Below are 21,765 nucleotides of genomic sequence, written 5' to 3' on the forward strand. Positions count from 1 at the left end.
GTATCCATCCTTTGCATTGGAAAACGGCACGGGAAACTCCCGTAACGCCGTCAGCAAAGCCGCGGCACTCGCGCCGCGGCAATCCACAACTGTTTGAGCCCCGGCGGCACGTGCCAGCTCGGCGACCCTCGGGCTCGGTACAAACAACGGCAACTGCGCGATCTTCGGCCAGGCATCGCCGGCCATCTGCCGCAGGTGCTCGAAACCCTGTCCACTGCTGACCACCAGCCCGTCCAAGCGTTCCGCTTCGATCCGCCGTGGCAGCTCGCTGGGCGGGTAGGCAGGCAGGTCGCGGCGATACAACTCCAGATACTCGACACTAGCACCAAGCGCGCGCAGGCGCTCAGCGAGCAGCTCACGGCCACCCTCCCCACGCAGGATCATCACCTGCGCGCCGGGCTGGCTCAGCGCCTCGCGCAGACGCGGCAATTGCAGCAAGGCTTCACTGTCATCGCCATCAGACGGGAAACTCACGTCGAGACCATGATCGCGAAGAATCTCGGCAGTCGCCGCGCCGACGCTGAACCACGGCATGCTCAATGGCGCCGCGCCTTCGGACCTGAGCAGATCCACCGCAATCCGCGCCGCCGGTTTGCTGACCACGATTACTGCGTTGCAAGTGGGCAATCGCGCAATCGCCTGACGAATACTGTCAGAGACCGTCAGCGGAACAATGTCCAAAAGCGGCAGGCAACTGCTGAAAATCCCCTGCCCGGCCAACTGTTCGGCCAGCGCCGCGCAGTCATCCGCGGGACGCGTCAGCAGCAGGCGCCAGCCAGTCACTCGTGACCCGCCTCGCCGTACACCGCTTTGAGAATGTCGTCAGCGCCCTGCTTGAGCAGATCTTCGGCGACCTGCACGCCCAGGGTTTCGGCGTCAGCGCGCGGCGCCCGCGCTTCGGCACTGAGCAGCTTGCCACCGCTCGGCTCGCCGACCAGACCGCGCAACCACAACTGCTCGCCTTCGAGCACGGCGTAGCAGGCGATCGGCACCTGGCAGCCACCATTCAAATGTTTGTTGAGGGCGCGTTCGGCGTTCACCCGCGAAGCGGTATCGGCGTGGTGCAAAGGCGCGAGCAAGGCATGGATTTCGTTGTCGGCGCTGCGGCATTCGATGCCGACCGCGCCTTGGCCACCGGCCGGCAGACTGTCATCGACACTGATCGGCGAAGTGATGCGATCTTCGAAACCGAGGCGGATCAAACCGGCCGCGGCAAGGATAATCGCGTCGTACTCACCGGCATCGAGTTTGGCCAGACGAGTGTTGACATTGCCGCGCAAGAAACGGATCTGCAGGTCCGGACGACGCGCCAGCAGTTGCGTCTGCCGACGCAGGCTCGAGGTGCCGACGATGGCACCGGCAGGCAGCGCTTCAAGACTTGCGTAGGTGTTGGAGACGAAAGCGTCGCGTGGGTCTTCGCGCTCGCAGATGCAGAACAGACCCAGGCCTTGCGGGAAGTCCATCGGCACGTCTTTCATCGAGTGCACGGCGATATCGGCTTCGTTTTCCAGCAACGCGGTTTCCAGTTCCTTGACGAACAGGCCCTTGCCGCCGATCTTCGACAGGGGCGAGTCGAGCAGCTTGTCGCCGCGACTGACCATGGGCACCAGCGTCACCAGCAGGCCCGGGTGGGCCGCCTCGAGACGGGCTTTGACGTATTCGGCCTGCCAGAGGGCCAGCGCACTTTTACGGGTGGCGATGCGGATTTCGCGAGGGGACATGGAACAATCCGTACTGAATAGATACGGCGGATAATAACAGCTCAGTCAATTTCGCTTTGACCTGAATCAGAACCGGCGCGGCCTCCCTGGCCTGCCATGCCGGATAAAAGAACACGAAAAGACCGCTGAAGACCGGGTCAAAGCCCCTGCATCATCTTGCGCACACCGGCAACATGCCGCCGGCTGACAATCAGCGCATCGCCATTGAGGCCTTTGAGGAACAACTGGAAATGTCCCAGTGGCGTGCGTTGCAATCGCTCGATGCGATCACGAGCGACCAGCGCGTTGCGGTGGATACGCACGAAGCGCTCACCGAACTCGTCTTCCAGTGCTTTGAGCGGTTCGTCGAGCAGCACCTCGCCGGCTTCGTGACGCAGGGTCACGTACTTGTGGTCGGCGATGAAGTAGACCACCTGATCCAGCGGAATCAGCTCGATGCCTTTACGGGTCCGTGCGCTGATGTGGCTGCGTGGGCCGTTGCCACTTTCGGCAGCGGGACGGGTCAGGGCCGAGAGTTGCGCCCGATTGGGACGCTCAGCCCGCTTCAGGGCTTCGTTCAGGTGTTCGGTTCGCACAGGTTTCACCACATAGCCCACGGCGCTGGCCTGCAGGGCTTCCACGGCAAATTCATCGGGACTGGTGCAAAACACCACGGCCGGCGGCGTCTCTCGTTCGCACAGTCGGGCAGCAACCTGCAGGCCATCGAGGCCCGGCATGCGGATATCGAGCAGCACGATATCCGGCTTGTGGCTGTCGATTAGCGCTAACGCCTCCTCGCCATTCGTGGCACTGGGCTCCAGGACTGTGTAACCCTCGAGCTCGCTCACCATACGGCTTAGGCGCTCGCGAGCCAGGGGTTCGTCATCAACGATCAGGACATTCATATTGCGCTGGATTCCTGCGTGAGTCTCGCACAAGGATAGCGTAGACAGGTGTAGTGACGTCCGTCACCGCGATCCACGCTAAGACTAGCCCGAGCGCCAAAAAGTGCCGTACGTCGGCCAGCAATATTTGCCAGCGTCCGGGTCGTACCGCTCAGAGCCCACTGTTTCCTGCGTTTCTCACGGCGGTTGACTCAACGACAACTCACCCGCCCCCTTTTCTTATAGTCGGTGGCCAGACCTTTGCATGATCCGCCTACGCACCGACCCTTATGTCCACTGTAGACGTTCGTCGGAACGATATTGCTCAATCAAAAAATATCCTTTTGTAAATTCCTTGCAGACACGGCGGGAGACGCCTGACACATCGGGGTAAAAACGTATCGATCGGTGTCAGCGACAGGATTGGCAACCCTGTTATTATCCGCGCCAGCGTTTCACGTCATTTCTTCAAGCCGATACGAGCGAATTCATGAGCACTGACAAGACCAATCAGTCCTGGGGCGGCCGCTTCAGTGAACCCGTCGACGCCTTCGTCGCCCGCTTCACCGCCTCCGTCACTTTCGACCAGCGCCTGTATCGCCACGACATCATGGGCTCGATCGCCCACGCCACCATGCTGGCCAAAGTCGGCGTGCTGACCGATGCCGAGCGCGACAGCATCATCGACGGCCTGAACACCATTCAGGGCGAAATCGAGGCCGGCCAGTTCGACTGGCGCGTCGACCTCGAAGACGTGCACATGAACATCGAAGCACGCCTGACCGACCGCATCGGCGTGACCGGTAAAAAGCTCCACACCGGACGCAGCCGCAACGACCAGGTCGCCACCGATATCCGCCTGTGGCTGCGCGATGAAATCGATCTGATCCTGGCCGAGATCACCCGCCTGCAAAAAGGCCTGCTGGAGCAAGCCGAGCGCGAAGCTGCGAGCATCATGCCGGGCTTCACCCACTTGCAGACCGCGCAGCCAGTGACGTTCGGTCACCACATGCTGGCCTGGTTCGAAATGCTCAGCCGCGACTACGAGCGTCTGGTCGACTGCCGCAAGCGCACCAACCGCATGCCGCTGGGCAGCGCCGCGCTGGCTGGCACCACTTACCCGATCGATCGCGAATACACCGCGCAGCTGCTCGGCTTCGACGCCGTCGGCGGCAACTCGCTGGACAACGTCTCCGATCGTGACTTCGCCATTGAATTCTGCTCGGCCGCGAGCATCGCGATGATGCACCTGTCGCGTTTCTCCGAAGAGCTGGTGCTGTGGACCAGCGCGCAGTTCCAGTTCATCGATCTGCCGGACCGCTTCTGCACCGGCAGTTCGATCATGCCGCAAAAGAAAAACCCCGATGTGCCCGAGCTGGTTCGCGGCAAGACCGGTCGTGTGTTCGGCGCACTGATGGGCCTGTTGACCCTGATGAAAGGCCAACCGCTGGCCTACAACAAGGACAATCAGGAAGACAAGGAGCCGCTGTTCGACGCCGCCGACACCCTGCGCGATTCGCTGCGCGCGTTTGCCGACATGATCCCGGCGATCAAGCCGAAACACGCAATCATGCGTGAAGCGGCGCTGCGCGGTTTCTCCACCGCGACCGACCTGGCTGACTATCTGGTGCGCCGTGGTCTGCCGTTCCGCGACTGCCATGAAATCGTTGGCCACGCGGTGAAATACGGCGTCGATACGGGTAAGGATCTGGCCGAGATGAGCCTGGAAGAGCTGCGTCAGTTCAGCGATCAGATCGAGCAGGACGTGTTTGCCGTGCTGACCCTTGAGGGCTCGGTGAATGCCCGCGACCATATCGGCGGAACGGCACCGGCGCAGGTCAAGGCTGCTGTGGCTCGTGGTCAGGCCCTGCTGGCCAGCCGCTAAAAGCCAAAAAAGCTTCGCGAGCAAGCCCGCTCCCACATTCGGATTTCTGTCGAACACAAACGGTGTGACTGACAAAAATCTCCACGTGGGAGCGGGCTTGCTCGCGAATGCGGTCTTCAGAACAGCGTAATTCTTACTTCTTGGCCGCAATCATCGCCAAAAACGCCGGCATCGCCGCGTCCTTGTCCGCCGCAATCTTCTGCACATGCGGATTCAGCTCAAGCCGTTCCAGCAAAGCTTTCGCCTGCGGCATCTCGGCCAGCAAATCGATGCCGAACAGCTTCTGCCCGACCGCACAGGCCAACGGCACGCTGTAGAGGAAATACAAATCGGCAATGCTCAGGCGGTCACCCGCCACATAGGGGGCGAATTTGCCGTGCCGGCTCAGCGCTGCAAAGCCCAGCAGCAATTCGGTCCGGGTCTTTTCCTTGATCGCCTCGGGCAACGTACCACCGAAAAACGCCTCGCCATAACAGGCACGGCCCGGCAACTCGATATACAACTCGATCTCTTTGGCAATTGCCAATACCTGCGCGCGCTCAAACGGATCGCTCGGCAGGAGAGGCGTGCCCTTTTCAGACTGCTCGAGATATTCGAGGATGATCGCAGTTTCGTTGATGTAACCGGCATCAACACCCAGCACCGGAACCTTGCCGCGCGGGCTGATGGCCAGTGAATCCGGGGTTTGTGCCGGGTAGAACGTCACTTCTTCGAAGGGCAGGCCTTTTTCCAGCAGCGCCAGTTTGACCATGTTGTAGTAATTGCTGACAGCGAATCCGTAGAGCTTGAACATCACAAAGCCTCCAGGCCGTGCGGGGTGGGCAGTGCCTGTTTATAGATCGCCGCGACGTTTCCCGCCAGCAGCATCACGCCGCTGAATGCGGGTAAACTGGCGCCTTTCCCTGAGGAGCCTGCCATGAGCGAGCCGACAGATATCGTCAACGATGACGACGAAGAAGCATTCACCGAAGCGACGCTGATCGAAGCCATCGAAAACCAGATCGAAAGCGACAACCCGCCAGCGGCCAAGGCGACTTTGAACAAGCTCACGCTGGTCGGAATGGAGCGCGAGGAGATCCTTAATCTCATGGCCCATGTGCTGGCTTTCGAGATTGACGCGATGCTCGATGAAGATCGTCCCTTCGACACCGAGTGGTACGAAGCGGCGCTGCGCGCTTTGCCAGAGCTGCCACCGGAAAAGCATTAAGATCAAAAGATCGCAGCCTTCGGCAGCTTCTGCATAGATTCCGTGCAGGAGCTGCCGAAGGCTGCGATCTTTTTTTTGAGGACTACACTGGAATTCGCCTCAAGACAAAATCCCCTGATCTGAGCACTGGACATGCCGCACCAGCGGGTTCACCTTAGGGGCGCTGTCGTCCAATTCCTAGAAAGTCTGGAGTCCTTATGTCGCTTACCCCTGAGTTGGTTGCCGAACTGGAAGTCCTCGCACTCTTTCCCCTGGACAGTTCCCAGGAAGGTCTGAAAATTCATCAGACCGCTGCCCCGAAACACATCGCTGCTGCCCAGCGCCTGTTTGAAAAAGACCTCACCGACCAGCCCGATGGCGGTTATCTGACCAGCCTTGGTCGCGATGCCGCGCAAAACGTGCAGACCGTACTGACGATTCTCAAAGAGCAGGAAACCGCCTGATTCCTCATGACTTTGCCCACGGGAACCCCTGCTACGGGATTTCCGCGGGCCCGCCTGGTCACTGTCGATAAAAATCTGCGGCGAAAAAACAAATTCAGCTTAAACGTCCTGCTACGCAGAGGCTAAACTGCGGCCATTCCGAGACCCTCTACGTCCGAGCCTGCAAGCCGGTTTGAGCTGACATGACGCGCACCCACGAAATCCGCCCTGACCTGGACGAAGGCATCGACCGCAAGGTACTCAGTCAACTGCGCGCACGTTTTCTCAAACTCAATGAAGGCCGCCTCGGCCGTGCCCTCGAAGGCTTGTCGACGCGCCAGCAAAGCGTGCTGACGCTGTTGCCGCTGTTCTTTCACGTCAATCATCCGTTGCTGCCCGGCTATGTCTCGGGCAGTACGCCGGCCGGCTTGTCCAATTATGAGCCCGACGCCAATGCGCTCGCTGAAGCACAACGCCTGACCCGTTCGTTCTCTTACAAACCGCGCCACGGCAGCAACCCGCCGCGGCCGATCCACGGCCTGTTCCTGATGGGCAGCCTCGGCACACTGGCCCAGGCCGATCAGAGCGACATGGACGTGTGGGTTTGCCATGCGCCGGATATGGGCGAAAGCGAGCTCAGTGAGCTGAGCAAGAAGTGCCAGTTGCTGGAAACCTGGGCTGCGAGCCAGGGCGCCGAAGCGCATTTCTTCCTGATCGACCCAGCGCGTTTCGTCAGAGGCGAACGAGACTCCCAGCTCAGTTCGGAAAACTGCGGCAGCACCCAGCACTATCTGTTGCTCGATGAGTTTTACCGCACGGCGATCTGGCTTGCCGGGCGCACACCGATCTGGTGGCTGGTGCCGGTCTATGAAGAAACAGCCTACGACGCCTACACCCATACCCTACTGTCCAAACGCTTTATTCGCGCCGACGAAACCCTGGATCTCGGGCCGATGGCGACGATTCCGCCGGGAGAATTCATCGGTGCCGGATTGTGGCAGCTGTTCAAAGGCATCGAATCACCCTACAAGTCAGTGCTCAAATTGCTACTGACCGAGGTGTACGCCAGCGAACACCCGCAGGTGCAGTGCCTGAGTCTGCGCTTCAAGAAAGCCGTGTTTGCCAATCAGCTCGACCTCGATGAACTCGACCCGTACATGGTCGTGTACCGCCGTATCGAGGAATACCTAATCGCCCGCAACGAGCCGGAACGCCTGGAGCTGGTGCGCCGGGCGCTGTATCTGAAGGTCAATCGCAAGCTCACCGGTAACAGCCGCAGCCAGGGCTGGCAGCGCGCACTGCTCGAACGTCTGGCCGGTGAATGGCAGTGGGATCAGCGGCAACTGGTGCTGCTCGACAGTCGCAGTCAGTGGAAAGTGCGCCAGGTCAGCGCCGAGCGACGCGCGCTGGTCAACGAGCTCAACTACAGCTATCGCTTCCTGACCCAGTTCGCCCGCAGCGAACAGACCGTCAGCCTGATCAACAAGCGCGATCTCAATGTCCTCGGCCGGCGCCTGTATGCAGCTTTCGAGCGCAAGGCCGACAAGGTCGAGTTCATCAACCCCGGCATCGCCCCGGATCTGGCCGAAGACACCCTGACCCTGGTGCAGTCACCCAACAAAAAGGAACCGGGGCAGACCCAATGGGGGCTGTACAACGGCAACCTCACGGCATTGGAGTGGGAAAATTTTGCGCCGATCAAGCGCAGTCGCGAGCTGCTTGAACTGCTGACCTGGTGCCACCGCAACGGCGTGATCGACAGCAGCACCCGTCTGGCACTGCATCCGGGCACCAGCGATCTGAGTGAATTTGAGTTGTTCAACCTGCTCGGCAGCCTGCAGCAGTGCATCGCCCTGCCCCTGCCCAGCGTGGCGGAAGAGCCGTTGCTGCGCGCCGCCGTGCCCAGCGAAGTGCTGATGCTGATCAACGTCGGTGTCGACCCGCTCAAGCATCACCGTGACCTGAACATCCTGATGACCACCGAGCGCACCGACTCGCTGAGCTACGCCGGCGTGCGCGAAAATCTCGTGCTGACCCTCGACCAGGTTACGCTCAACAGCTGGAACGAAGTGCTGGTCAATCGTTTCGACGGCCCGCACGCGCTGCTCGATTGCCTGCGCGATTACCTCAACAACCTGCCGCGCGGTCTGGTGCAGCCGTCGCTGAAAGTGCGCTGTTTCTGCCATAACCGCGCGCAGTTCATTGCCCGCCGCGTCGAAGAAATCGTCGACACCGCGCAGACCCTGCTGCTCAGTGAATTGAATCATCGCTACCTGATTCAGGTGCAGCAGCACTATCACGTGCTGGAGCTGGTGCCAGGTCAGGTCAATCATGTCGCGCTCGCTACCCTACCGGCACTGCTCGATTACCTGGGCGAAGAACAACCGCGCTACAGCCCGCTGCACCTCGACCCGATGGCACTCGAGGATCACGACCTGGCGCTGATCCTGCCGATGGGGCAGCCGGAGTGCATTCAGGTGTTCTACCGCATCAACGAACAGCAGGCCGAACTGTATGTGCTGGATGAATTCAATGCGCTGTGGCAGCAGCACCTGCCCTACCACGACGAGCAGAGTCTGCTGGTGCCGTTGCAGCGTTTTGTGCAATCGATCCAGTACCGCCGTGAAGCGCAGTTGCCGATGGACGGTGGCCCTGCGGGCAGCCCCGAGACTTTGTATTACCAGCTGTTGCCGTCCGGCCCGGGTCGCTCGCGCAGGGTCGAGATCCGTCCGGCACCGCAGACGCCAGTGAACAAACCGTTCTACGACGTGCAGGCGATCATCGGCAAAGCCGCGCCCGGCGAAGTGCAGGTCACGTTGTATTGCAATCAGCGGGAATTCAGCGAGCTGGAGCATGGCGACCAACTGTTCAGCGTGGTCGCCCGGGAGATCGTCGAACAGCGCCGCGAGACCGAGCGCTATCGCTGCTACATCACCGACCTCGACCTCTCGGGTCTGCTCGGTGACGGGCACAGTTCAAGCAATCTGTATCTGCGCTACAAGGCGGACCTGGAGCGCTCGTTGAATGAAGCGCTCGAACAGGTTTGAGGCGAGGATTTACTCGGGAAAGGCGCCGCCGTTGACCGGTTGCGATTCCACTTCCAGCAAGGTCAGCTTCAGCGACTTGCCGCCCGGCGCCGGCCAGTCGATGTGCTGGCCGACCTTCAGGCCCAACAGCGCGCTGCCGACCGGGGCGAGAATGGAGATTTTGCCTTCGTCGGCGTTGGCGTCCTTGGGGTAGACCAGCGTCAGGTGGTAATCCTTGCCACTGCCTTCTTCGCGGCAATGCACGCGGGAATTCATGGTCACGACATCGGCGGGCACTTCATCGTGGCCGACCACGGTATCGGCGCGGTCCAGCTCGGTTTGCAGCGCAATCACGCCCGGCGCAGCCTGGTCTTTCTCGCTCAGGCTGTCGATCAGGCGCTCCAGACGTTGGACGTCCAGACGGGTAAGGGTGATGGAAGGTGCGGTCATGATCCAGGCAGACTCCTTTCTTCTGCACAAAAAAAGCAAAACCCCGCCAAAAAAGACGGGGTTCTCACCGTGCCTCGGTGGTTTGAGGCGTTCGCGGACACTATCACAGCTCAAAAAATATACAAGTCACGCACCATTGGACAGCTTGCGCTGTGACGCCTGGGCGACGATCACCCGCCGCCGCTGATCGTCGGCCGAACGCCATTCGCGAATGTCTTCAACATGGCGCGCGCAGCCGAGACAGACTTTCTGTTCGTCCAGTCGACATACGCCCGTGCAGGGCGAAGGCACCGCCGGGCTGACGTTGCTGTAAAGCGGCTTGGGTGGTCGCGCGGCAGCCTCGGTCACCATCAGATCTCTTCGAAATCCAGCTCAAGGCCGGCCTGTTCGTGAACACAGCGCGACAGCACTTCGCCGAGCAGCTCTTCGGACTTCTCGCAGCTCCACTTGCCCGACTCTTCGTCGTAGTCGAAGTGGTAACCGCCGGAACGCGCCGCCAGCCACAGCTGACGCAGCGGCTCCTGGCGGCTGATGATCAGCTGACTACCATTGTCGAATTTGATGGTCATCATGCCAGCCGTGATCTCGATATCGTCGGCATGATCCTCCAGCAACTCTTCCAACGCCTGCTGGGTAGCATCGACGAGATCGTGGAAACGGGCTTCGGACAAACTCATTGCGGCAACCTCAAAAATGTCTGATCAGGCTCAAGCGCCGAAAGATACGGACGCTGCCGGCCGATTGCAAAGATTAACGACCAGGCACCTGTCGGCCCACTCAACGCCTCCCACAGGGATGATGCACATCACAGGAGCCCCGCCGGACGGGAACCCCCTCGCATAGGCAAGCTGCCGGGTGGCCGGTATACTCCGGCGCAATTAACGCATTTTCAAGGATTTCGCCATGAAGCGCCTGATCTCTTCCCTTGCTGCGCTCGTCGCGGTTGCCTGCCTGGTCTCGGCCTGTGGTCAAAAAGGCCCGCTGTACCTGCCCGATGACGACCAGGACCCGGCCGAACAAGCCCAGTCTTCGCAGAAGCAGCCATCCAAGGCTCACAAGCACGACGTTTACTAAGGGATCGCCATGGACGCTTTTAACTACCGTGGCGGGGAGCTGTTCGCGGAAGGTGTGGCGCTGTCCGCCATCGCCGACCGCTTCGGCACGCCCACTTACGTTTACTCACGGGCGCACATCGAAGCGCAGTATCTGGCCTACGCCGATGCGCTGGCCGGCATGCCGCATCTGGTCTGCTTTGCGGTCAAGGCCAACTCCAACCTCGGCGTACTGAATGTCCTGGCCCGTCTCGGCGCCGGTTTCGACATCGTCTCCCGTGGCGAGCTGGAACGTGTACTGGCCGCTGGTGGCAGCGCCGACAAGATCGTGTTCTCCGGCGTCGGCAAGACCCGTGACGACATGCGTCGCGCCCTCGAAGTCGGCGTGCACTGCTTCAACGTCGAATCCACCGACGAGCTCGAGCGCCTGCAAGTAGTCGCCGCCGAGCTGGGTGTTCGCGCCCCGGTTTCGCTGCGCGTGAATCCGGATGTCGATGCCGGCACCCACCCCTACATTTCCACCGGTCTCAAAGAGAACAAGTTCGGCATCGCCATTGCCGACGCCGAAGACGTGTACGTGCGCGCCGCGCATCTGCCGAACCTGGAAGTCGTCGGCGTCGACTGCCACATCGGTTCGCAACTGACCACGCTGCCGCCGTTCCTCGATGCCCTCGACCGTTTGCTGGATCTGGTCGACCGCCTCGGCGATTGCGGCATTCACCTGCGCCACATCGATCTCGGTGGCGGCCTGGGTGTGCGTTATCGCGATGAAGAGCCACCGTTGGCAGCCGATTACGTCAAAGCCGTCCGCGAACGCCTCGAGGGCCGCGATCTGGCGCTGGTGTTCGAGCCGGGCCGTTTCATCGTTGCCAACGCCGGCGTGCTGCTGACCCAGGTCGAGTACCTCAAGCACACCGAGCACAAGGATTTCGCCATCGTCGATGCGGCGATGAACGACCTGATCCGCCCGGCGCTGTATCAGGCGTGGATGGACGTCACCGCGGTGAACCCGCGCGAGACCGCCGCCCGCACTTACGACATCGTCGGCCCGATCTGCGAAACCGGCGACTTCCTCGCCAAGGACCGTGAGCTGGCGCTGGCCGAAGGCGACTTGCTGGCGGTGCATTCGGCCGGTGCCTACGGTTTCGTCATGAGTTCCAACTACAACACCCGCGGCCGTGCCGCCGAGGTGCTGGTAGACGGGGATCAGGTTTTTGAAGTGCGCCGCCGCGAAACCGTGGCCGAGCTGTTTGCCGGCGAAAGCCTGCTGCCGGAGTAACCCATGCTGCTGCGTTTTACCAAAATGCACGGCCTGGGCAACGACTTCATGGTCCTCGACCTGGTCAGCCAGCACGCGCACATTCAGCCCAAACACGCCAAGCAATGGGGCGATCGCCACACCGGCATCGGTTTCGACCAGTTGCTGATCGTCGAAGCGCCGAGCAACCCGGACGTGGATTTCCGCTACCGCATCTTCAATTCCGACGGTTCGGAAGTGGAGCAATGCGGCAACGGTGCGCGCTGCTTCGCCCGCTTTGTACTCGACAAGCGTCTGACTGCAAAACGGCAGATCCGCGTCGAGACCAAGGGCGGCATCATCGAGCTGGACGTGCGTAACGACGGCCAGATCGGCGTGAACATGGGCGCGCCGCGCCTGGTGCCAGCGGACATTCCATTCCAGGCGCCAGCCCAGGCCAGCAGCTATTCGCTGGACGTCGATGGCACCACGGTCGAACTGGCCGCCGTGTCGATGGGCAATCCCCACGCGGTCATTCGCGTGGATGACATCAACAGTGCGCCGGTGCATGAACTGGGGCCGAAGATCGAACACCATCCGCGCTTCCCGGCGCGGGTCAATGTCGGCTTCCTTCAGGTCATCGACCGCCACCGCGCGCAACTGCGCGTGTGGGAGCGCGGCGCCGGGGAAACCCAGGCCTGCGGCACCGGCGCCTGTGCGGCGGCGGTAGCTGCCATCAGTCAGGGGTGGATGGATTCGCCGCTGTTGATCGACCTGCCCGGCGGGCGTCTGTCCATCGAGTGGGCCGGCCCGGGCGAACCGGTGTTGATGACCGGTCCGGCAGTGCGTGTATACGAAGGACAAGTGCGTCTTTGAGCGAGCAGAAATCATGACCGACAAGCCACAGGTACCCGCCCGACCAGCCGACGAATCAGCGTCCGAGAGCCTCGAGGCAGCCGCGGTTGCCGCCTACCTGGAGGCTCATCCGGACTTCTTCGTCGAGCACGAAGAGCTGCTGGCGTCGCTGCGCATTCCGCACCGACGCGGCGACACCGTTTCACTGGTCGAGCGGCAGATGACGATCCTGCGCGACCGCAACATCGAGATGCGCCATCGCCTTTCGCATCTGATGGATGTGGCCCGCGACAACGATCGCCTGTTCGAAAAGACCCGGCGCCTGATCCTCGCGCTGATGGATGCGTCGACTTTGGAAGATGTGGTCATCAGCGTTGAGGACAGCCTGCGTCAGGATTTCCAGGTGCCGTTTGTCAGCCTGATTCTGCTCGGCGACAACCCTGCACCGGTCGGCCGCTGGGTGACCCACGCCGATGCGCAAACCGCGATCGGCGGCCTGCTTACCGAAGGCAAAAGCGTCAGCGGCAGCCTGCGTGAACATGAGCTGGATTTCCTTTTCGGTGAAGAACAGCGCCAGCAGATCGGCTCGACCGCCGTGGTTGCCGTCAGCCATCAGGGCATTCACGGCATTCTGGCGATCGCCAGCCGCGACCCGCAGCACTACAAGAGTTCGGTTGGCACCCTGTTTCTCAGCTATATCGCCGAGGTCATGGGCCGTGTGCTGCCACGGGTCAACAGTTCGCTGCGCTCGGTACGCTGACCATGGAACGACAACTGGACGCTTACTGCGAACATCTGCGCAGTGAGCGACAGGTGTCGCCGCACACCCTGTCGGCTTATCGTCGCGACCTCGATAAAGTCCTCGGCTGGTGCATCAAGCAGAACATCGGCAGTTGGGCCGCGCTGGATATCCAGCGCCTGCGCAGCCTGGTCGCCCGATTGCATGCACAAGGCCAGTCCTCGCGCAGCCTCGCCCGCCTGCTCTCAGCGGTGCGTGGGCTCTATCATTATTTGAATCGCGAAGGCTTGTGCGACCACGATCCGGCCACCGGTCTGGCCCCGCCGAAAGGCGAACGACGCCTGCCGAAAACCCTCGACACCGACCGCGCCCTGCAATTGTTGGAAGGTGCGGTCGAGGACGACTTTCTCGCCCAGCGCGATCAGGCGATTCTCGAGCTGTTCTATTCCTCTGGCCTGCGTCTGTCCGAGCTGACCGGGCTCAATCTCGATCAACTCGATCTGGCCGACGGCATGGTTCAGGTGCTCGGCAAGGGCAGCAAGACCCGCCTGCTGCCGGTTGGCACCAAGGCCCGCGAAGCCCTTGAACAGTGGCTACCGCTGCGCGCCATGACCAATCCTGCCGATGACGCGGTTTTTGTCAGCCAGCAAGGACGGCGCCTTGGCCCGCGTGCGATTCAGGTGCGGGTCAAACTCGCTGGCGAGCGCGAACTGGGGCAGAACCTGCATCCGCACATGCTGCGGCACTCGTTCGCCAGCCATTTGCTGGAGTCTTCACAGGACCTGCGCGCGGTGCAGGAATTGCTCGGCCACTCCGATATCAAAACCACGCAGATCTACACACACCTCGACTTCCAGCATCTGGCGGCGGTCTACGACAGCGCCCATCCCCGGGCCAAACGCATGAAAGGCGATGATTCATGAGCATTCAGTTGATCACCTTCGACCTCGACGACACCCTGTGGGACACCGCCCCGGTGATCGCCAGCGCCGAAACCGTGTTGCGCGAATGGTTGAGCGAACATGCGTCGAACCTGGGCGCGGTGCCGGTGGAGCATTTGTGGTCGATTCGCGAGCGAGTGCTGACGGGCGAACCGGGCCTCAAGCACCGCATCAGCGCGCTGCGTCGACGTGTGCTGTTCCATGCGCTGGAAGAAGCCGGGTATGCCCACGGCGAGGCGTCAGAGCTGGCTGACAAGGCTTTTGAAGTGTTTTTGCATGCGCGGCATCAGATCGAGGTGTTCCCCGAAGTCGAGCCGTTGCTGGAGCTGCTCGCCAATCACTACGCCCTCGGCGTGGTCACCAACGGCAATGCCGATGTACGCCGGTTGGGGCTGGCAGATTTCTTCAAGTTTGCCTTGTGCGCTGAAGATATCGGCATCGCCAAACCGGATGCGCGGCTGTTTCACGAAGCCTTGCAGCGTGGCGGCGTCAGCGCCGAAGCGGCGGTGCATGTCGGCGATCATCCCGGCGATGACATTGCCGGGGCGCAGCAGGCGGGATTGCGCGCGGTGTGGTTCAACCCGACGGGCAAAGTCTGGGAAGCAGAGCGCCTGCCGGATGCGGAGATTCGCAGCCTCACGGAACTGCCAGCCGTGCTCGCACGCTGGAACCGTTGAAAAGATCGCAGCCTTCGGCAGCGCCTGCCTTGGTAGGCGTTTCCCTGTAGAGCTGCCGAAGGCTGCGATCTTTTGCTGTTTCATGGGGCATGAAAAAGCCCGCAGCGACGGCGGGCTTTTTCAGCAAGCGAGCGACGCGCCTCAGATAGGGCGGCTGCCGTACTTGTTGTCCGGCTTCTTCGGCGGATCGGCGACCACGTTGGCCTCCACTTCCTGAACCTTGCCGCCGCGCGCAAGGAATTCTTCCATGGCCCTGGCCAAGGCGTCACGCTCCTTGTTCTTGGCTTCGATGCTCGGCAACTCGTCGACCGATACCGCCGCCTTGGCTTTGCCTTTGGCAGCCGGCGCCGGCGTGTCGTCACCGCCATCGTCTTCGGCAACGTCTTCCGCTGCCGCTTCCAGGCCTTCCTCGGCCTCGTCTTCGTCGCCTACTTCGAGGTCGTCGTTTTCCAGATCATCGTCGCTCATGTTCTACCTCATGACTTGCCAAAAGCAGATTAGTTATAGACCAGCTTTGGCGACTGTCGAAGCCGCCGTTGAAAAATCTTGCGCCGCTGCCGGGCAGTGGCTCATGCCTGTTCACCGTGCAAGGTGGCGAGGACTTTACGGGCACCGCCATGATCACGGTGCTCGCCCAGATAAATCCCTTGCCAGGTACCCAGTGCCAGCCGCCCCGCCGAAACCGGCAGACTGATCTGGCAACCCAGCACGCTGGCCTTGAAGTGCGCCGGGAGGTCGTCCAGGCCTTCGTCGTTGTGCTCGTAGCCGTCTGTTCCTTGTGGGATCAGGCGATTGAAAAATCGTTCGAAGTCGCGACGAACTGCCGGATCGGCGTTCTCGTTGATGGTCAACGACGCCGACGTGTGCTGCAGCCACAAATGCAACAGACCGACCCGACAGGTCTTGAGTTCAGGCAAGCTTGCGAGCAACTCGTCAGTTACCAGATGAAAGCCCCGGGGCCTCGCCCGCAGGGTTATCAGAGTCTGTTGCCACATACAGTTCTCCGCTCGTTCGGGGCGCATTCTAGCGTGCTCTGAAAAAAAACAAAGGCCCTAATATTCCAGCAACGATGTCAGCGATTGCCAGCAGAAAAAGCCTCGCTGTAAAGACGACAAAAGCCGTAAGAAAAATCCTTTCAGCCGCTACTTGAATGACAAATTCCGGACAAAAAAATGCCCGGCGAACCGGGCAGTTTTTATCGCGTGTACTTACAGGTTGTAGCCGCGCTCGTTGTGTTGTGCCAGATCGAGGCCGACCGATTCTTCTTCCTCGGTTACGCGCAGACCCATGACCGCGTCCAGGACCTTGAGGATGATGAAGGTGACGATCGCGGTGTAGATCACCGTGAAGCCGACGCCTTTGATCTGAATCCAGACCTGCGCACCGATATCAGTCACGGTGCCAAAGCCGCCCAGTGCCGGTGCGGCAAACACACCGGTGAGGATCGCGCCGAGGATACCGCCGATACCGTGCACGCCGAAGGCATCCAGAGAATCGTCATAACCGAGTTTGCGTTTCAGGGTAGTCGCGCAGAAGAAGCACACCACGCCTGCGGCCAGACCGATCACCAGTGCGCCCATCGGGCCAACGGTGCCAGCGGCCGGAGTGATCGCCACAAGACCGGCAACCACACCCGAGGCAATGCCCAGCGCGCTTGGCTTGCCGTGGGTGACCCACTCGGCAAACATCCAGCCCAGTGCCGCAGCGGCAGTGGCGATCTGGGTGACGAGCATGGCCATACCGGCCGTGCCGTTGGCGGCTGCAGCGGAACCGGCGTTGAAGCCGAACCAGCCGACCCACAGCATCGCCGCGCCCATCAACGTGTAACCAAGGTTGTGCGGGGCCATCGGTGTGGTCGGGAAACCTTTGCGCTTGCCCAGTACCAGGCACGCGACCAGACCGGCAATACCGGCGTTGATGTGCACCACGGTGCCGCCAGCGAAGTCGAGCACGCCCCAATCCCACATCAGGCCGCCGTTACCGGACCAGACCATGTGCGCGATCGGTGCATAGACCAAGGTGAACCAGACGCCCATGAAGATCAGCATCGCGGAGAACTTCATGCGCTCGGCGAACGCGCCGACGATCAGCGCCGGGGTGATGATTGCGAAGGTCATCTGGAAGGTAATGAACACCGCCTCAGGGAACAGCGCCGCCGGGCCGGTAATGCTCGAAGGCGTGACACCGGCGAGGAACGCCTTGCCCATGCCGCCGAAGAACGAATTGAAGTTGACGACGCCCTGCTCCATGCCGGTGGTATCGAAGGCAATGCTGTAGCCATAAATGACCCACAGGATGCTGATCAGACCGGTAATGGCGAAGCACTGCATCAGCACGGAAAGAATGTTTTTCGAGCGAACCATACCGCCATAGAACAGCGCCAGGCCGGGGATGGTCATGAACAGCACGAGCGCTGTCGAGGTAAGCATCCAGGCGGTGTCGCCGGAATTGAGGACTGGCGCTGCCACTTCGTCTGCCGCCATGGCGATGCCGGGCATTACGATGGACAACAGGGCGCCTAGCCCTGCGAATTTACGCAGAGTCATATTGTTTTCTCCTGGGGCGTTGGGTTTGTGGCGGCGCTTAGATCGCGTCGGTATCGGTTTCGCCGGTACGGATGCGGATCGCCTGTTCCAGATTGACCACGAAGATCTTGCCGTCACCGATCTTGCCGGTGTTGGCCGCCTTGGTTATCGCCTCGATAACCCGATCCAGATCCTTGTCGTCGATGGCCACGTCGATTTTCACCTTGGGCAGAAAATCGACCACATATTCCGCGCCGCGATACAGCTCGGTGTGACCCTTCTGCCGGCCGAAGCCTTTGACTTCAGTGACGGTAATGCCCTGCACGCCGATTTCGGACAGCGACTCGCGCACGTCGTCCAACTTGAACGGCTTGATGATGGCAGTGACTAGCTTCATGAAACTCTCTCCCGAATTGGTGGACTTGCCCCAGGAAAACAAACCCGTCTCAAGTCTAAGCGCAGTGCCTGGCTTTGTAACGCATCGTTGACGCCAGCTAACCGCATCAGACGAAACTCCCCGCTTCGTCTGCCGCACTGCATTCGTCACAGCGACTGCATCAGTGCATGGGTCGAGGGTGACTAAGCAGAAACCTTGCCAGCTCGGCAAAATCCCGGCATTTCAATCTCTTGGCCCTTGTTGTGTGCGCTCGCGTAGAAAAGCTTTTGTCGATACGCACAACAACGGTGCGCCACCGTCTGTCCCTCTGCGCGAAAAGCGTGCATCCCTGCAGCGAGAAATGACTGTAGACACTGCGTGATACACTGCCGGCCATTGTTTCCAGGACATTTCCCATGCTCGCGCCCAAAGACTTCCTCGACGCCCTGAGCGGCACCGCCTCCCGCCTGTTCAGCGGCGACACCCCGTTGCCGAAAGCCGAAATCGAAAGCCAGTTCAAAATGCTGCTGCAAAGTGCGTTCAGTAAACTTGATCTGGTCAGCCGCGAAGAATTTGACAGTCAGATGGTGGTGTTGGCACGCACGCGTGCACGGCTTGAGAGTCTTGAAGCGAAGGTGGCGGAGATGGAAGCGAAGCTGAATCCACCCGCCGAGTGACATCGAAACCGGGCGAGGTGTTCATGACAGGGGAGAAGCAAGAAGCTCAACCCGCATCCGCTTTGATGTGGCCGCCACGAACGGCAATAAAATGAGGCCCGATGGCTGGCTCGCCGACGGTGGAACCTGAATACCCCCCAAAAAAAGACCGCCTGAAGGCGGTTTTTTTTCGCCTGTGGCTTACGCCTCTTGCGCAACATCCAGAGAAAGTTTGCTGCTTAAACCATTCAAGCTCCCCTACGGTGGACGTCTACTCTTGAACAGACCCGCAGGAAGCGGCCCCCGATTCAGCTCAAGGAACGACCATGTCCCTCTCCATCGTCCACAGCCGCGCCCAGATAGGGGTGGAAGCTCCCGCTGTCACCGTCGAAGTTCATCTGGCCAACGGCCTGCCGTCGCTGACCATGGTCGGCCTGCCTGAAGCGGCGGTGAAGGAAAGCAAGGATCGGGTGCGCAGCGCGATCATCAATTCGGGGCTGCAGTTTCCGGCCCGGCGGATCACCTTGAATCTGGCGCCGGCGGATCTGCCCAAGGATGGCGGGCGCTTCGATCTGGCGATTGCCTTGGGGATTCTGTCGGCGAGTGTGCAGGTGCCGTGTCTGACCCTGGACGAAGTGGAATGTCTGGGCGAACTGGCGTTGTCCGGCGCGGTGAGGCCGGTGCGTGGCGTGCTACCGGCGGCGTTGGCGGCGCGCAAGGCCGGGCGGGCTTTGGTGGTACCGCGGGCGAATGCCGAAGAAGCGTGCCTGGCCTCGGGCCTCAAGGTGTTTGCCGTCGATCATTTGCTGGAAGCGGTGGCGCATTTCAATGGGCACACGCCGGTCGAGCCTTACAAATCAAACGGCTTGATGCATGCCGCCAAGCCTTATCCGGACCTCAACGAGGTACAGGGGCAGACCGCCGCCAAACGCGCCCTGCTGATTGCCGCAGCCGGGGCGCATAACTTGTTGTTCAGCGGGCCACCGGGAACCGGCAAGACCTTGCTGGCCAGTCGTTTGCCGGGGTTGCTGCCGCCGCTTTCCGAATGTGAAGCGCTGGAGGTGGCAGCGATTCAATCGGTCGCCAGCGGTGTGCCGTTGACTCACTGGCCGCAACGCCCCTTCCGCCAACCGCACCACTCGGCTTCCGGGCCAGCGCTGGTCGGGGGCAGTTCAAAACCGCAACCCGGCGAAATCACCCTCGCCCATCACGGCGTGCTGTTTCTTGATGAATTGCCGGAGTTTGATCGCAAGGTTCTCGAGGTGCTGCGCGAGCCATTGGAGTCCGGGCATATCGTGATCGCTCGAGCCAAGGACCGTGTGCGATTCCCTGCCCGGTTTCAGCTGGTGGCGGCGATGAATCCGTGCCCCTGTGGATATCTTGGCGAGCCCAGCGGCAAATGCTCGTGCACACCGGACATGGTCCAGCGCTATCGCAACAAGTTATCGGGGCCGCTGCTGGACCGGATCGATTTGCACCTGACCGTAGCGCGTGAGGCGACCGCGTTGAATCCGGCAGCCAGGCCCGGCGAGGACAGCGCCAGCGCTGCGGCGTTGGTGGCCGAAGCGCGGGAGCGCCAGCACAAACGCCAGGCCTGTGCCAATGCATTTCTGGATTTGCCCGGATTGAAGCGTCACTGCACGTTATCCACAGCCGATGAGAAATGGCTGGAGGCGGCCTGCGAGCGACTGATCCTGTCGCTGCGCTCGGCGCATCGCCTGCTCAAGGTCGCACGTACACTGGCGGATCTTGAGCAGGCCGATGCGATTACCCGCGAGCACCTGGCCGAGGCGCTGCAATACCGGCCGGCGACGCCTTAATGCTCTGTCAGATCAACCAGCGGTGCCTGACGCACTTCGGTGTCGCGCCCAGCCTGAATCGCCGTCACCCGCTGCAAGGCCTTATCGACCGCACCTTTGTCGGCCAGCAGGCTGTAGCTGATCTGGAACTGTTTATGTTCTTTCGGCGCAATGGTCGGCACCAGGTTCAACGGCCGCTGATAGCGACGGTTGTAGGAAAAACTGGTCCCCGGCTCCAGACCGGTGACGTAGCCCTGCCCTTGGGTGTCGGTGTTTTTCCACAGCGAGAACACAGGCAACTGCCGGGTGTTGAAGCCAACGGATACGCCGAGACTGCCAGCCTTGTTGTGCAACACGGTCAAGGTATCGCCCTTGGCATCGGCATAAGGCACAACGTTGTAGACCGTTTCGTCGTAGTCCTTGGTTGGCGCGCGATAGGTCTGCCACTCGGGCAGATCACCTTTGGCCTTGTCGTTGAACGGCGACACTTGCTTCACCGGCGCAGCGAACTTTGCCCCTTGCTCAAGAAACGGCGTGCTGAAGTTACTGTGATACAGCGCCTGATATTCCTTCGGATAGTCGCCATTGTTGGTCAGGGTGTCGTTGAGGGCGAAGCTTGCGCTGCCCGGTTCGGTGACCAGTTCGGTGACTACCGAGAAGTCGACCTTCTTGAAGGCCTGCTCTTTGAGCTCGCCACGCAGCGTGATGGCATACGGCGGCTTCTCGTCGATGTGCAAAGTGACGGTACTGGCCGGAATGTTGGCAGCGCGGCCGTGCAGGGTCAGCAGCTCACCGTTGTCCATGCCGGGATGGCCAACCCACTCGTAACCGCAACGGGTGACGAGTTCATTGAAGCCTTCGAGCCAGCCCAGGCCACCGCGGCCGTTGAGTTCGATGAACGCCGGGTTGACCACCTCCTTGACCGGCGAATCCCAACCGATGCGCACTTCACCCACCGACGCCTGCAGCACATTCATGCCACGGGTCGGCACCACGGAAATCTTCATCGTGCCGTTATCGATGTCGACAATGCTGACGCCCTCCTGACGTCCGCCATGCAGGGTACGCAGGGTCACGGAAAACGGTTTGGTGGCTTTTACGCCGAGTTGCTCACTGGTGATCGTCCAGCTTTTTGCCGGGGTATTGGCGTCGAGCAGGACATAGTCCCAGGCCATCGCGTGGGAAGCAGCGGAGAATGCGCCGAGGGCGACAAGGAGTTTGAGCGGGGTCATGGCAGCAGCCTTTATTGGAGTTGTGCCATTTTTATAGCGCTGCGGAAACGTTTCAGCAAGTGCAAAACGACCTTCGCAGATAGGCATTCGCGAGCAGGCTCG

Annotated in this window: 23 protein-coding genes and 2 pseudogenes; 12 read left to right on the top strand and 13 right to left on the bottom strand. The window is 61.0% G+C overall.

Annotated features, from left to right (window positions below):
- Positions 1–36: 36 nt before the first annotated feature.
- From CXF97_RS28545 to CXF97_RS28550, 4 genes and pseudogenes are all read right to left on the bottom strand, one after another.
- Positions 37–783: pseudogene (locus CXF97_RS28545) on the bottom strand (uroporphyrinogen-III synthase); the annotation flags it as partial.
- A complete protein-coding gene (gene hemC / locus CXF97_RS23575; protein WP_101161553.1) occupies positions 780–1,721 on the bottom strand; it encodes a hydroxymethylbilane synthase in 942 nt (313 codons plus the stop codon). The gene hemC and the pseudogene CXF97_RS28545, both read right to left, overlap by 4 nt.
- A 137-nt stretch (positions 1,722–1,858) precedes the next feature.
- Positions 1,859–2,605, bottom strand: a complete 747-nt coding sequence (locus CXF97_RS23580) for a LytTR family DNA-binding domain-containing protein (protein WP_016772598.1) — start codon at positions 2,603–2,605, stop codon at positions 1,859–1,861.
- Positions 2,602–2,763, bottom strand: a pseudogene (locus CXF97_RS28550) (sensor histidine kinase); the annotation flags it as partial. The gene CXF97_RS23580 and the pseudogene CXF97_RS28550, both read right to left, overlap by 4 nt.
- A 311-nt stretch (positions 2,764–3,074) precedes the next feature.
- On the opposite strand from CXF97_RS28550, the gene argH reads away from it, so the two are divergent.
- Complete coding sequence (argH, locus tag CXF97_RS23590) at positions 3,075–4,469, top strand: argininosuccinate lyase (protein ID WP_101161555.1); 1,395 nt, start codon at positions 3,075–3,077, stop codon at positions 4,467–4,469.
- A gap of 133 nt (positions 4,470–4,602) precedes the next feature.
- Here argH and CXF97_RS23595 read toward each other — a convergent pair whose 3' ends face one another.
- Positions 4,603–5,262 carry a glutathione S-transferase gene (locus CXF97_RS23595; protein ID WP_101161557.1) on the bottom strand — a complete coding sequence of 220 codons (660 nt, stop codon included), beginning with the start codon at positions 5,260–5,262 and terminating at the stop codon, positions 4,603–4,605.
- Between the two features lie 123 nt (positions 5,263–5,385).
- Between CXF97_RS23595 and CXF97_RS23600 the strand changes: the two genes are divergently transcribed.
- The 3 genes from CXF97_RS23600 (at position 5,386) to CXF97_RS23610 (ending at position 9,145) form a co-directional block, all read left to right on the top strand.
- Positions 5,386–5,676 (top strand): hypothetical protein, encoded by a 291-nt coding sequence (locus CXF97_RS23600; protein WP_101161559.1) that lies wholly within the window; start codon positions 5,386–5,388, stop codon positions 5,674–5,676.
- Positions 5,677–5,873: 197 nt separating this feature from the next.
- On the top strand, positions 5,874–6,119 hold the full coding sequence (locus CXF97_RS23605; protein WP_101161561.1) for a TIGR02647 family protein: 246 nt from the start codon (positions 5,874–5,876) through the stop codon (positions 6,117–6,119).
- A 182-nt stretch (positions 6,120–6,301) separates the two neighbouring features.
- Positions 6,302–9,145 carry a class I adenylate cyclase gene (locus CXF97_RS23610; protein ID WP_101161563.1) on the top strand — a complete coding sequence of 948 codons (2,844 nt, stop codon included), beginning with the start codon at positions 6,302–6,304 and terminating at the stop codon, positions 9,143–9,145.
- 9 nt (positions 9,146–9,154) lie between these two features.
- Here the strand turns inward: CXF97_RS23610 and rnk are convergent, their stop codons facing one another.
- The 3 genes from rnk to cyaY all read right to left on the bottom strand — a co-directional run bounded on the left by rnk (position 9,155) and on the right by cyaY (position 10,251).
- A complete protein-coding gene (rnk, locus tag CXF97_RS23615; RefSeq protein ID WP_039757397.1) occupies positions 9,155–9,574 on the bottom strand; it encodes a nucleoside diphosphate kinase regulator in 420 nt (139 codons plus the stop codon).
- Positions 9,575–9,700: 126 nt separating this feature from the next.
- Positions 9,701–9,925, bottom strand: a complete 225-nt coding sequence (locus CXF97_RS23625) for a DUF1289 domain-containing protein (RefSeq protein ID WP_101161567.1) — start codon at positions 9,923–9,925, stop codon at positions 9,701–9,703.
- Entirely contained in the window at positions 9,925–10,251 is a 327-nt protein-coding gene (cyaY, locus tag CXF97_RS23630; protein ID WP_101161569.1) for an iron donor protein CyaY, read from the bottom strand. The genes CXF97_RS23625 and cyaY overlap by 1 nt, the downstream gene beginning before the upstream one ends.
- Before the next feature lie 226 nt (positions 10,252–10,477).
- On the opposite strand from cyaY, the gene CXF97_RS23635 reads away from it, so the two are divergent.
- Genes CXF97_RS23635 through CXF97_RS23660 form a run of 6 tightly spaced genes read left to right on the top strand, consistent with a single transcriptional unit; the run spans position 10,478 to position 15,075 of the window.
- On the top strand, positions 10,478–10,648 hold the full coding sequence (locus CXF97_RS23635) for a lipoprotein (protein WP_016772589.1): 171 nt from the start codon (positions 10,478–10,480) through the stop codon (positions 10,646–10,648).
- A gap of 9 nt (positions 10,649–10,657) precedes the next feature.
- Positions 10,658–11,905 (top strand): diaminopimelate decarboxylase, encoded by a 1,248-nt coding sequence (gene lysA, locus CXF97_RS23640; protein WP_101161571.1) that lies wholly within the window; start codon positions 10,658–10,660, stop codon positions 11,903–11,905.
- A 3-nt stretch (positions 11,906–11,908) separates the two neighbouring features.
- Positions 11,909–12,739, top strand: coding sequence for a diaminopimelate epimerase (dapF, locus tag CXF97_RS23645; protein WP_016772587.1), 831 nt, complete (start codon positions 11,909–11,911; stop codon positions 12,737–12,739).
- Positions 12,740–12,752: 13 nt separating this feature from the next.
- The gene (locus tag CXF97_RS23650; RefSeq protein ID WP_101161574.1) at positions 12,753–13,478 is read left to right on the top strand and encodes a DUF484 family protein; all 726 of its coding nucleotides are present in this window, start codon (positions 12,753–12,755) and stop codon (positions 13,476–13,478) included.
- 2 nt (positions 13,479–13,480) lie between these two features.
- Positions 13,481–14,380 carry a tyrosine recombinase XerC gene (gene xerC / locus CXF97_RS23655; protein ID WP_101161576.1) on the top strand — a complete coding sequence of 300 codons (900 nt, stop codon included), beginning with the start codon at positions 13,481–13,483 and terminating at the stop codon, positions 14,378–14,380.
- Positions 14,377–15,075: an HAD family hydrolase gene (locus tag CXF97_RS23660; RefSeq protein WP_101161578.1), complete on the top strand. Its 699-nt coding sequence runs from the start codon at positions 14,377–14,379 to the stop codon at positions 15,073–15,075. The genes xerC and CXF97_RS23660 overlap by 4 nt, the downstream gene beginning before the upstream one ends.
- A 141-nt stretch (positions 15,076–15,216) precedes the next feature.
- Here the strand turns inward: CXF97_RS23660 and sutA are convergent, their stop codons facing one another.
- From sutA to glnK, 4 genes are all read right to left on the bottom strand, one after another.
- Entirely contained in the window at positions 15,217–15,543 is a 327-nt protein-coding gene (gene sutA, locus CXF97_RS23665; RefSeq protein WP_101161580.1) for a transcriptional regulator SutA, read from the bottom strand.
- 101 nt (positions 15,544–15,644) lie between these two features.
- On the bottom strand, positions 15,645–16,070 hold the full coding sequence (locus CXF97_RS23670) for a secondary thiamine-phosphate synthase enzyme YjbQ (RefSeq protein ID WP_101161582.1): 426 nt from the start codon (positions 16,068–16,070) through the stop codon (positions 15,645–15,647).
- 213 nt (positions 16,071–16,283) lie between these two features.
- Complete coding sequence (locus tag CXF97_RS23675) at positions 16,284–17,621, bottom strand: ammonium transporter (protein ID WP_024014776.1); 1,338 nt, start codon at positions 17,619–17,621, stop codon at positions 16,284–16,286.
- 37 nt (positions 17,622–17,658) lie between these two features.
- Positions 17,659–17,997 carry a P-II family nitrogen regulator gene (gene glnK / locus CXF97_RS23680; protein WP_002555808.1) on the bottom strand — a complete coding sequence of 113 codons (339 nt, stop codon included), beginning with the start codon at positions 17,995–17,997 and terminating at the stop codon, positions 17,659–17,661.
- Between the two features lie 395 nt (positions 17,998–18,392).
- Here glnK and CXF97_RS23685 point away from each other — a divergent pair, with 395 nt between their 5' ends.
- On the top strand, positions 18,393–18,653 hold the full coding sequence (locus CXF97_RS23685) for an accessory factor UbiK family protein (protein ID WP_016772581.1): 261 nt from the start codon (positions 18,393–18,395) through the stop codon (positions 18,651–18,653).
- A gap of 305 nt (positions 18,654–18,958) precedes the next feature.
- Positions 18,959–20,452, top strand: coding sequence for a YifB family Mg chelatase-like AAA ATPase (locus CXF97_RS23690; protein WP_101161584.1), 1,494 nt, complete (start codon positions 18,959–18,961; stop codon positions 20,450–20,452).
- Here CXF97_RS23690 and CXF97_RS23695 read toward each other — a convergent pair.
- The gene (locus CXF97_RS23695; RefSeq protein WP_101161586.1) at positions 20,449–21,663 is read right to left on the bottom strand and encodes an aldose 1-epimerase family protein; all 1,215 of its coding nucleotides are present in this window, start codon (positions 21,661–21,663) and stop codon (positions 20,449–20,451) included. The two genes, CXF97_RS23690 and CXF97_RS23695, sit on opposite strands and share 4 nt — an antisense overlap.
- Positions 21,664–21,765 lie beyond the last annotated feature (102 nt).

Source organism: Pseudomonas sp. Choline-02u-1, from assembly GCF_002836515.1.
Classification (GTDB): domain Bacteria; phylum Pseudomonadota; class Gammaproteobacteria; order Pseudomonadales; family Pseudomonadaceae; genus Aquipseudomonas.

Excerpts from the sequence above, each read along its gene's own strand:
- CXF97_RS23670 (WP_101161582.1), bottom strand. The coding sequence starts at position 16,070 with ATGTGGCAACAGACTCTGATAACCCTGCGGGCGAGGCCCCGGGGCTTT.
- CXF97_RS23610 (WP_101161563.1), top strand. The coding sequence starts at position 6,302 with ATGACGCGCACCCACGAAATCCGCCCTGACCTGGACGAAGGCATCGAC.
- CXF97_RS23580 (WP_016772598.1), bottom strand. The coding sequence starts at position 2,605 with ATGAATGTCCTGATCGTTGATGACGAACCCCTGGCTCGCGAGCGCCTA.
- CXF97_RS23635 (WP_016772589.1), top strand. The coding sequence starts at position 10,478 with ATGAAGCGCCTGATCTCTTCCCTTGCTGCGCTCGTCGCGGTTGCCTGC.
- hemC (WP_101161553.1), bottom strand. The coding sequence starts at position 1,721 with ATGTCCCCTCGCGAAATCCGCATCGCCACCCGTAAAAGTGCGCTGGCC.
- CXF97_RS23600 (WP_101161559.1), top strand. The coding sequence starts at position 5,386 with ATGAGCGAGCCGACAGATATCGTCAACGATGACGACGAAGAAGCATTC.
- CXF97_RS23650 (WP_101161574.1), top strand. The coding sequence starts at position 12,753 with ATGACCGACAAGCCACAGGTACCCGCCCGACCAGCCGACGAATCAGCG.
- CXF97_RS23685 (WP_016772581.1), top strand. The coding sequence starts at position 18,393 with ATGCTCGCGCCCAAAGACTTCCTCGACGCCCTGAGCGGCACCGCCTCC.
- argH (WP_101161555.1), top strand. The coding sequence starts at position 3,075 with ATGAGCACTGACAAGACCAATCAGTCCTGGGGCGGCCGCTTCAGTGAA.
- CXF97_RS23605 (WP_101161561.1), top strand. The coding sequence starts at position 5,874 with ATGTCGCTTACCCCTGAGTTGGTTGCCGAACTGGAAGTCCTCGCACTC.
- CXF97_RS23595 (WP_101161557.1), bottom strand. The coding sequence starts at position 5,262 with ATGTTCAAGCTCTACGGATTCGCTGTCAGCAATTACTACAACATGGTC.
- sutA (WP_101161580.1), bottom strand. The coding sequence starts at position 15,543 with ATGAGCGACGATGATCTGGAAAACGACGACCTCGAAGTAGGCGACGAA.
- glnK (WP_002555808.1), bottom strand. The coding sequence starts at position 17,997 with ATGAAGCTAGTCACTGCCATCATCAAGCCGTTCAAGTTGGACGACGTG.
- CXF97_RS23660 (WP_101161578.1), top strand. The coding sequence starts at position 14,377 with ATGAGCATTCAGTTGATCACCTTCGACCTCGACGACACCCTGTGGGAC.
- lysA (WP_101161571.1), top strand. The coding sequence starts at position 10,658 with ATGGACGCTTTTAACTACCGTGGCGGGGAGCTGTTCGCGGAAGGTGTG.
- rnk (WP_039757397.1), bottom strand. The coding sequence starts at position 9,574 with ATGACCGCACCTTCCATCACCCTTACCCGTCTGGACGTCCAACGTCTG.
- CXF97_RS23690 (WP_101161584.1), top strand. The coding sequence starts at position 18,959 with ATGTCCCTCTCCATCGTCCACAGCCGCGCCCAGATAGGGGTGGAAGCT.
- xerC (WP_101161576.1), top strand. The coding sequence starts at position 13,481 with ATGGAACGACAACTGGACGCTTACTGCGAACATCTGCGCAGTGAGCGA.
- CXF97_RS23625 (WP_101161567.1), bottom strand. The coding sequence starts at position 9,925 with ATGGTGACCGAGGCTGCCGCGCGACCACCCAAGCCGCTTTACAGCAAC.
- CXF97_RS23695 (WP_101161586.1), bottom strand. The coding sequence starts at position 21,663 with ATGACCCCGCTCAAACTCCTTGTCGCCCTCGGCGCATTCTCCGCTGCT.
- dapF (WP_016772587.1), top strand. The coding sequence starts at position 11,909 with ATGCTGCTGCGTTTTACCAAAATGCACGGCCTGGGCAACGACTTCATG.
- cyaY (WP_101161569.1), bottom strand. The coding sequence starts at position 10,251 with ATGAGTTTGTCCGAAGCCCGTTTCCACGATCTCGTCGATGCTACCCAG.
- CXF97_RS23675 (WP_024014776.1), bottom strand. The coding sequence starts at position 17,621 with ATGACTCTGCGTAAATTCGCAGGGCTAGGCGCCCTGTTGTCCATCGTA.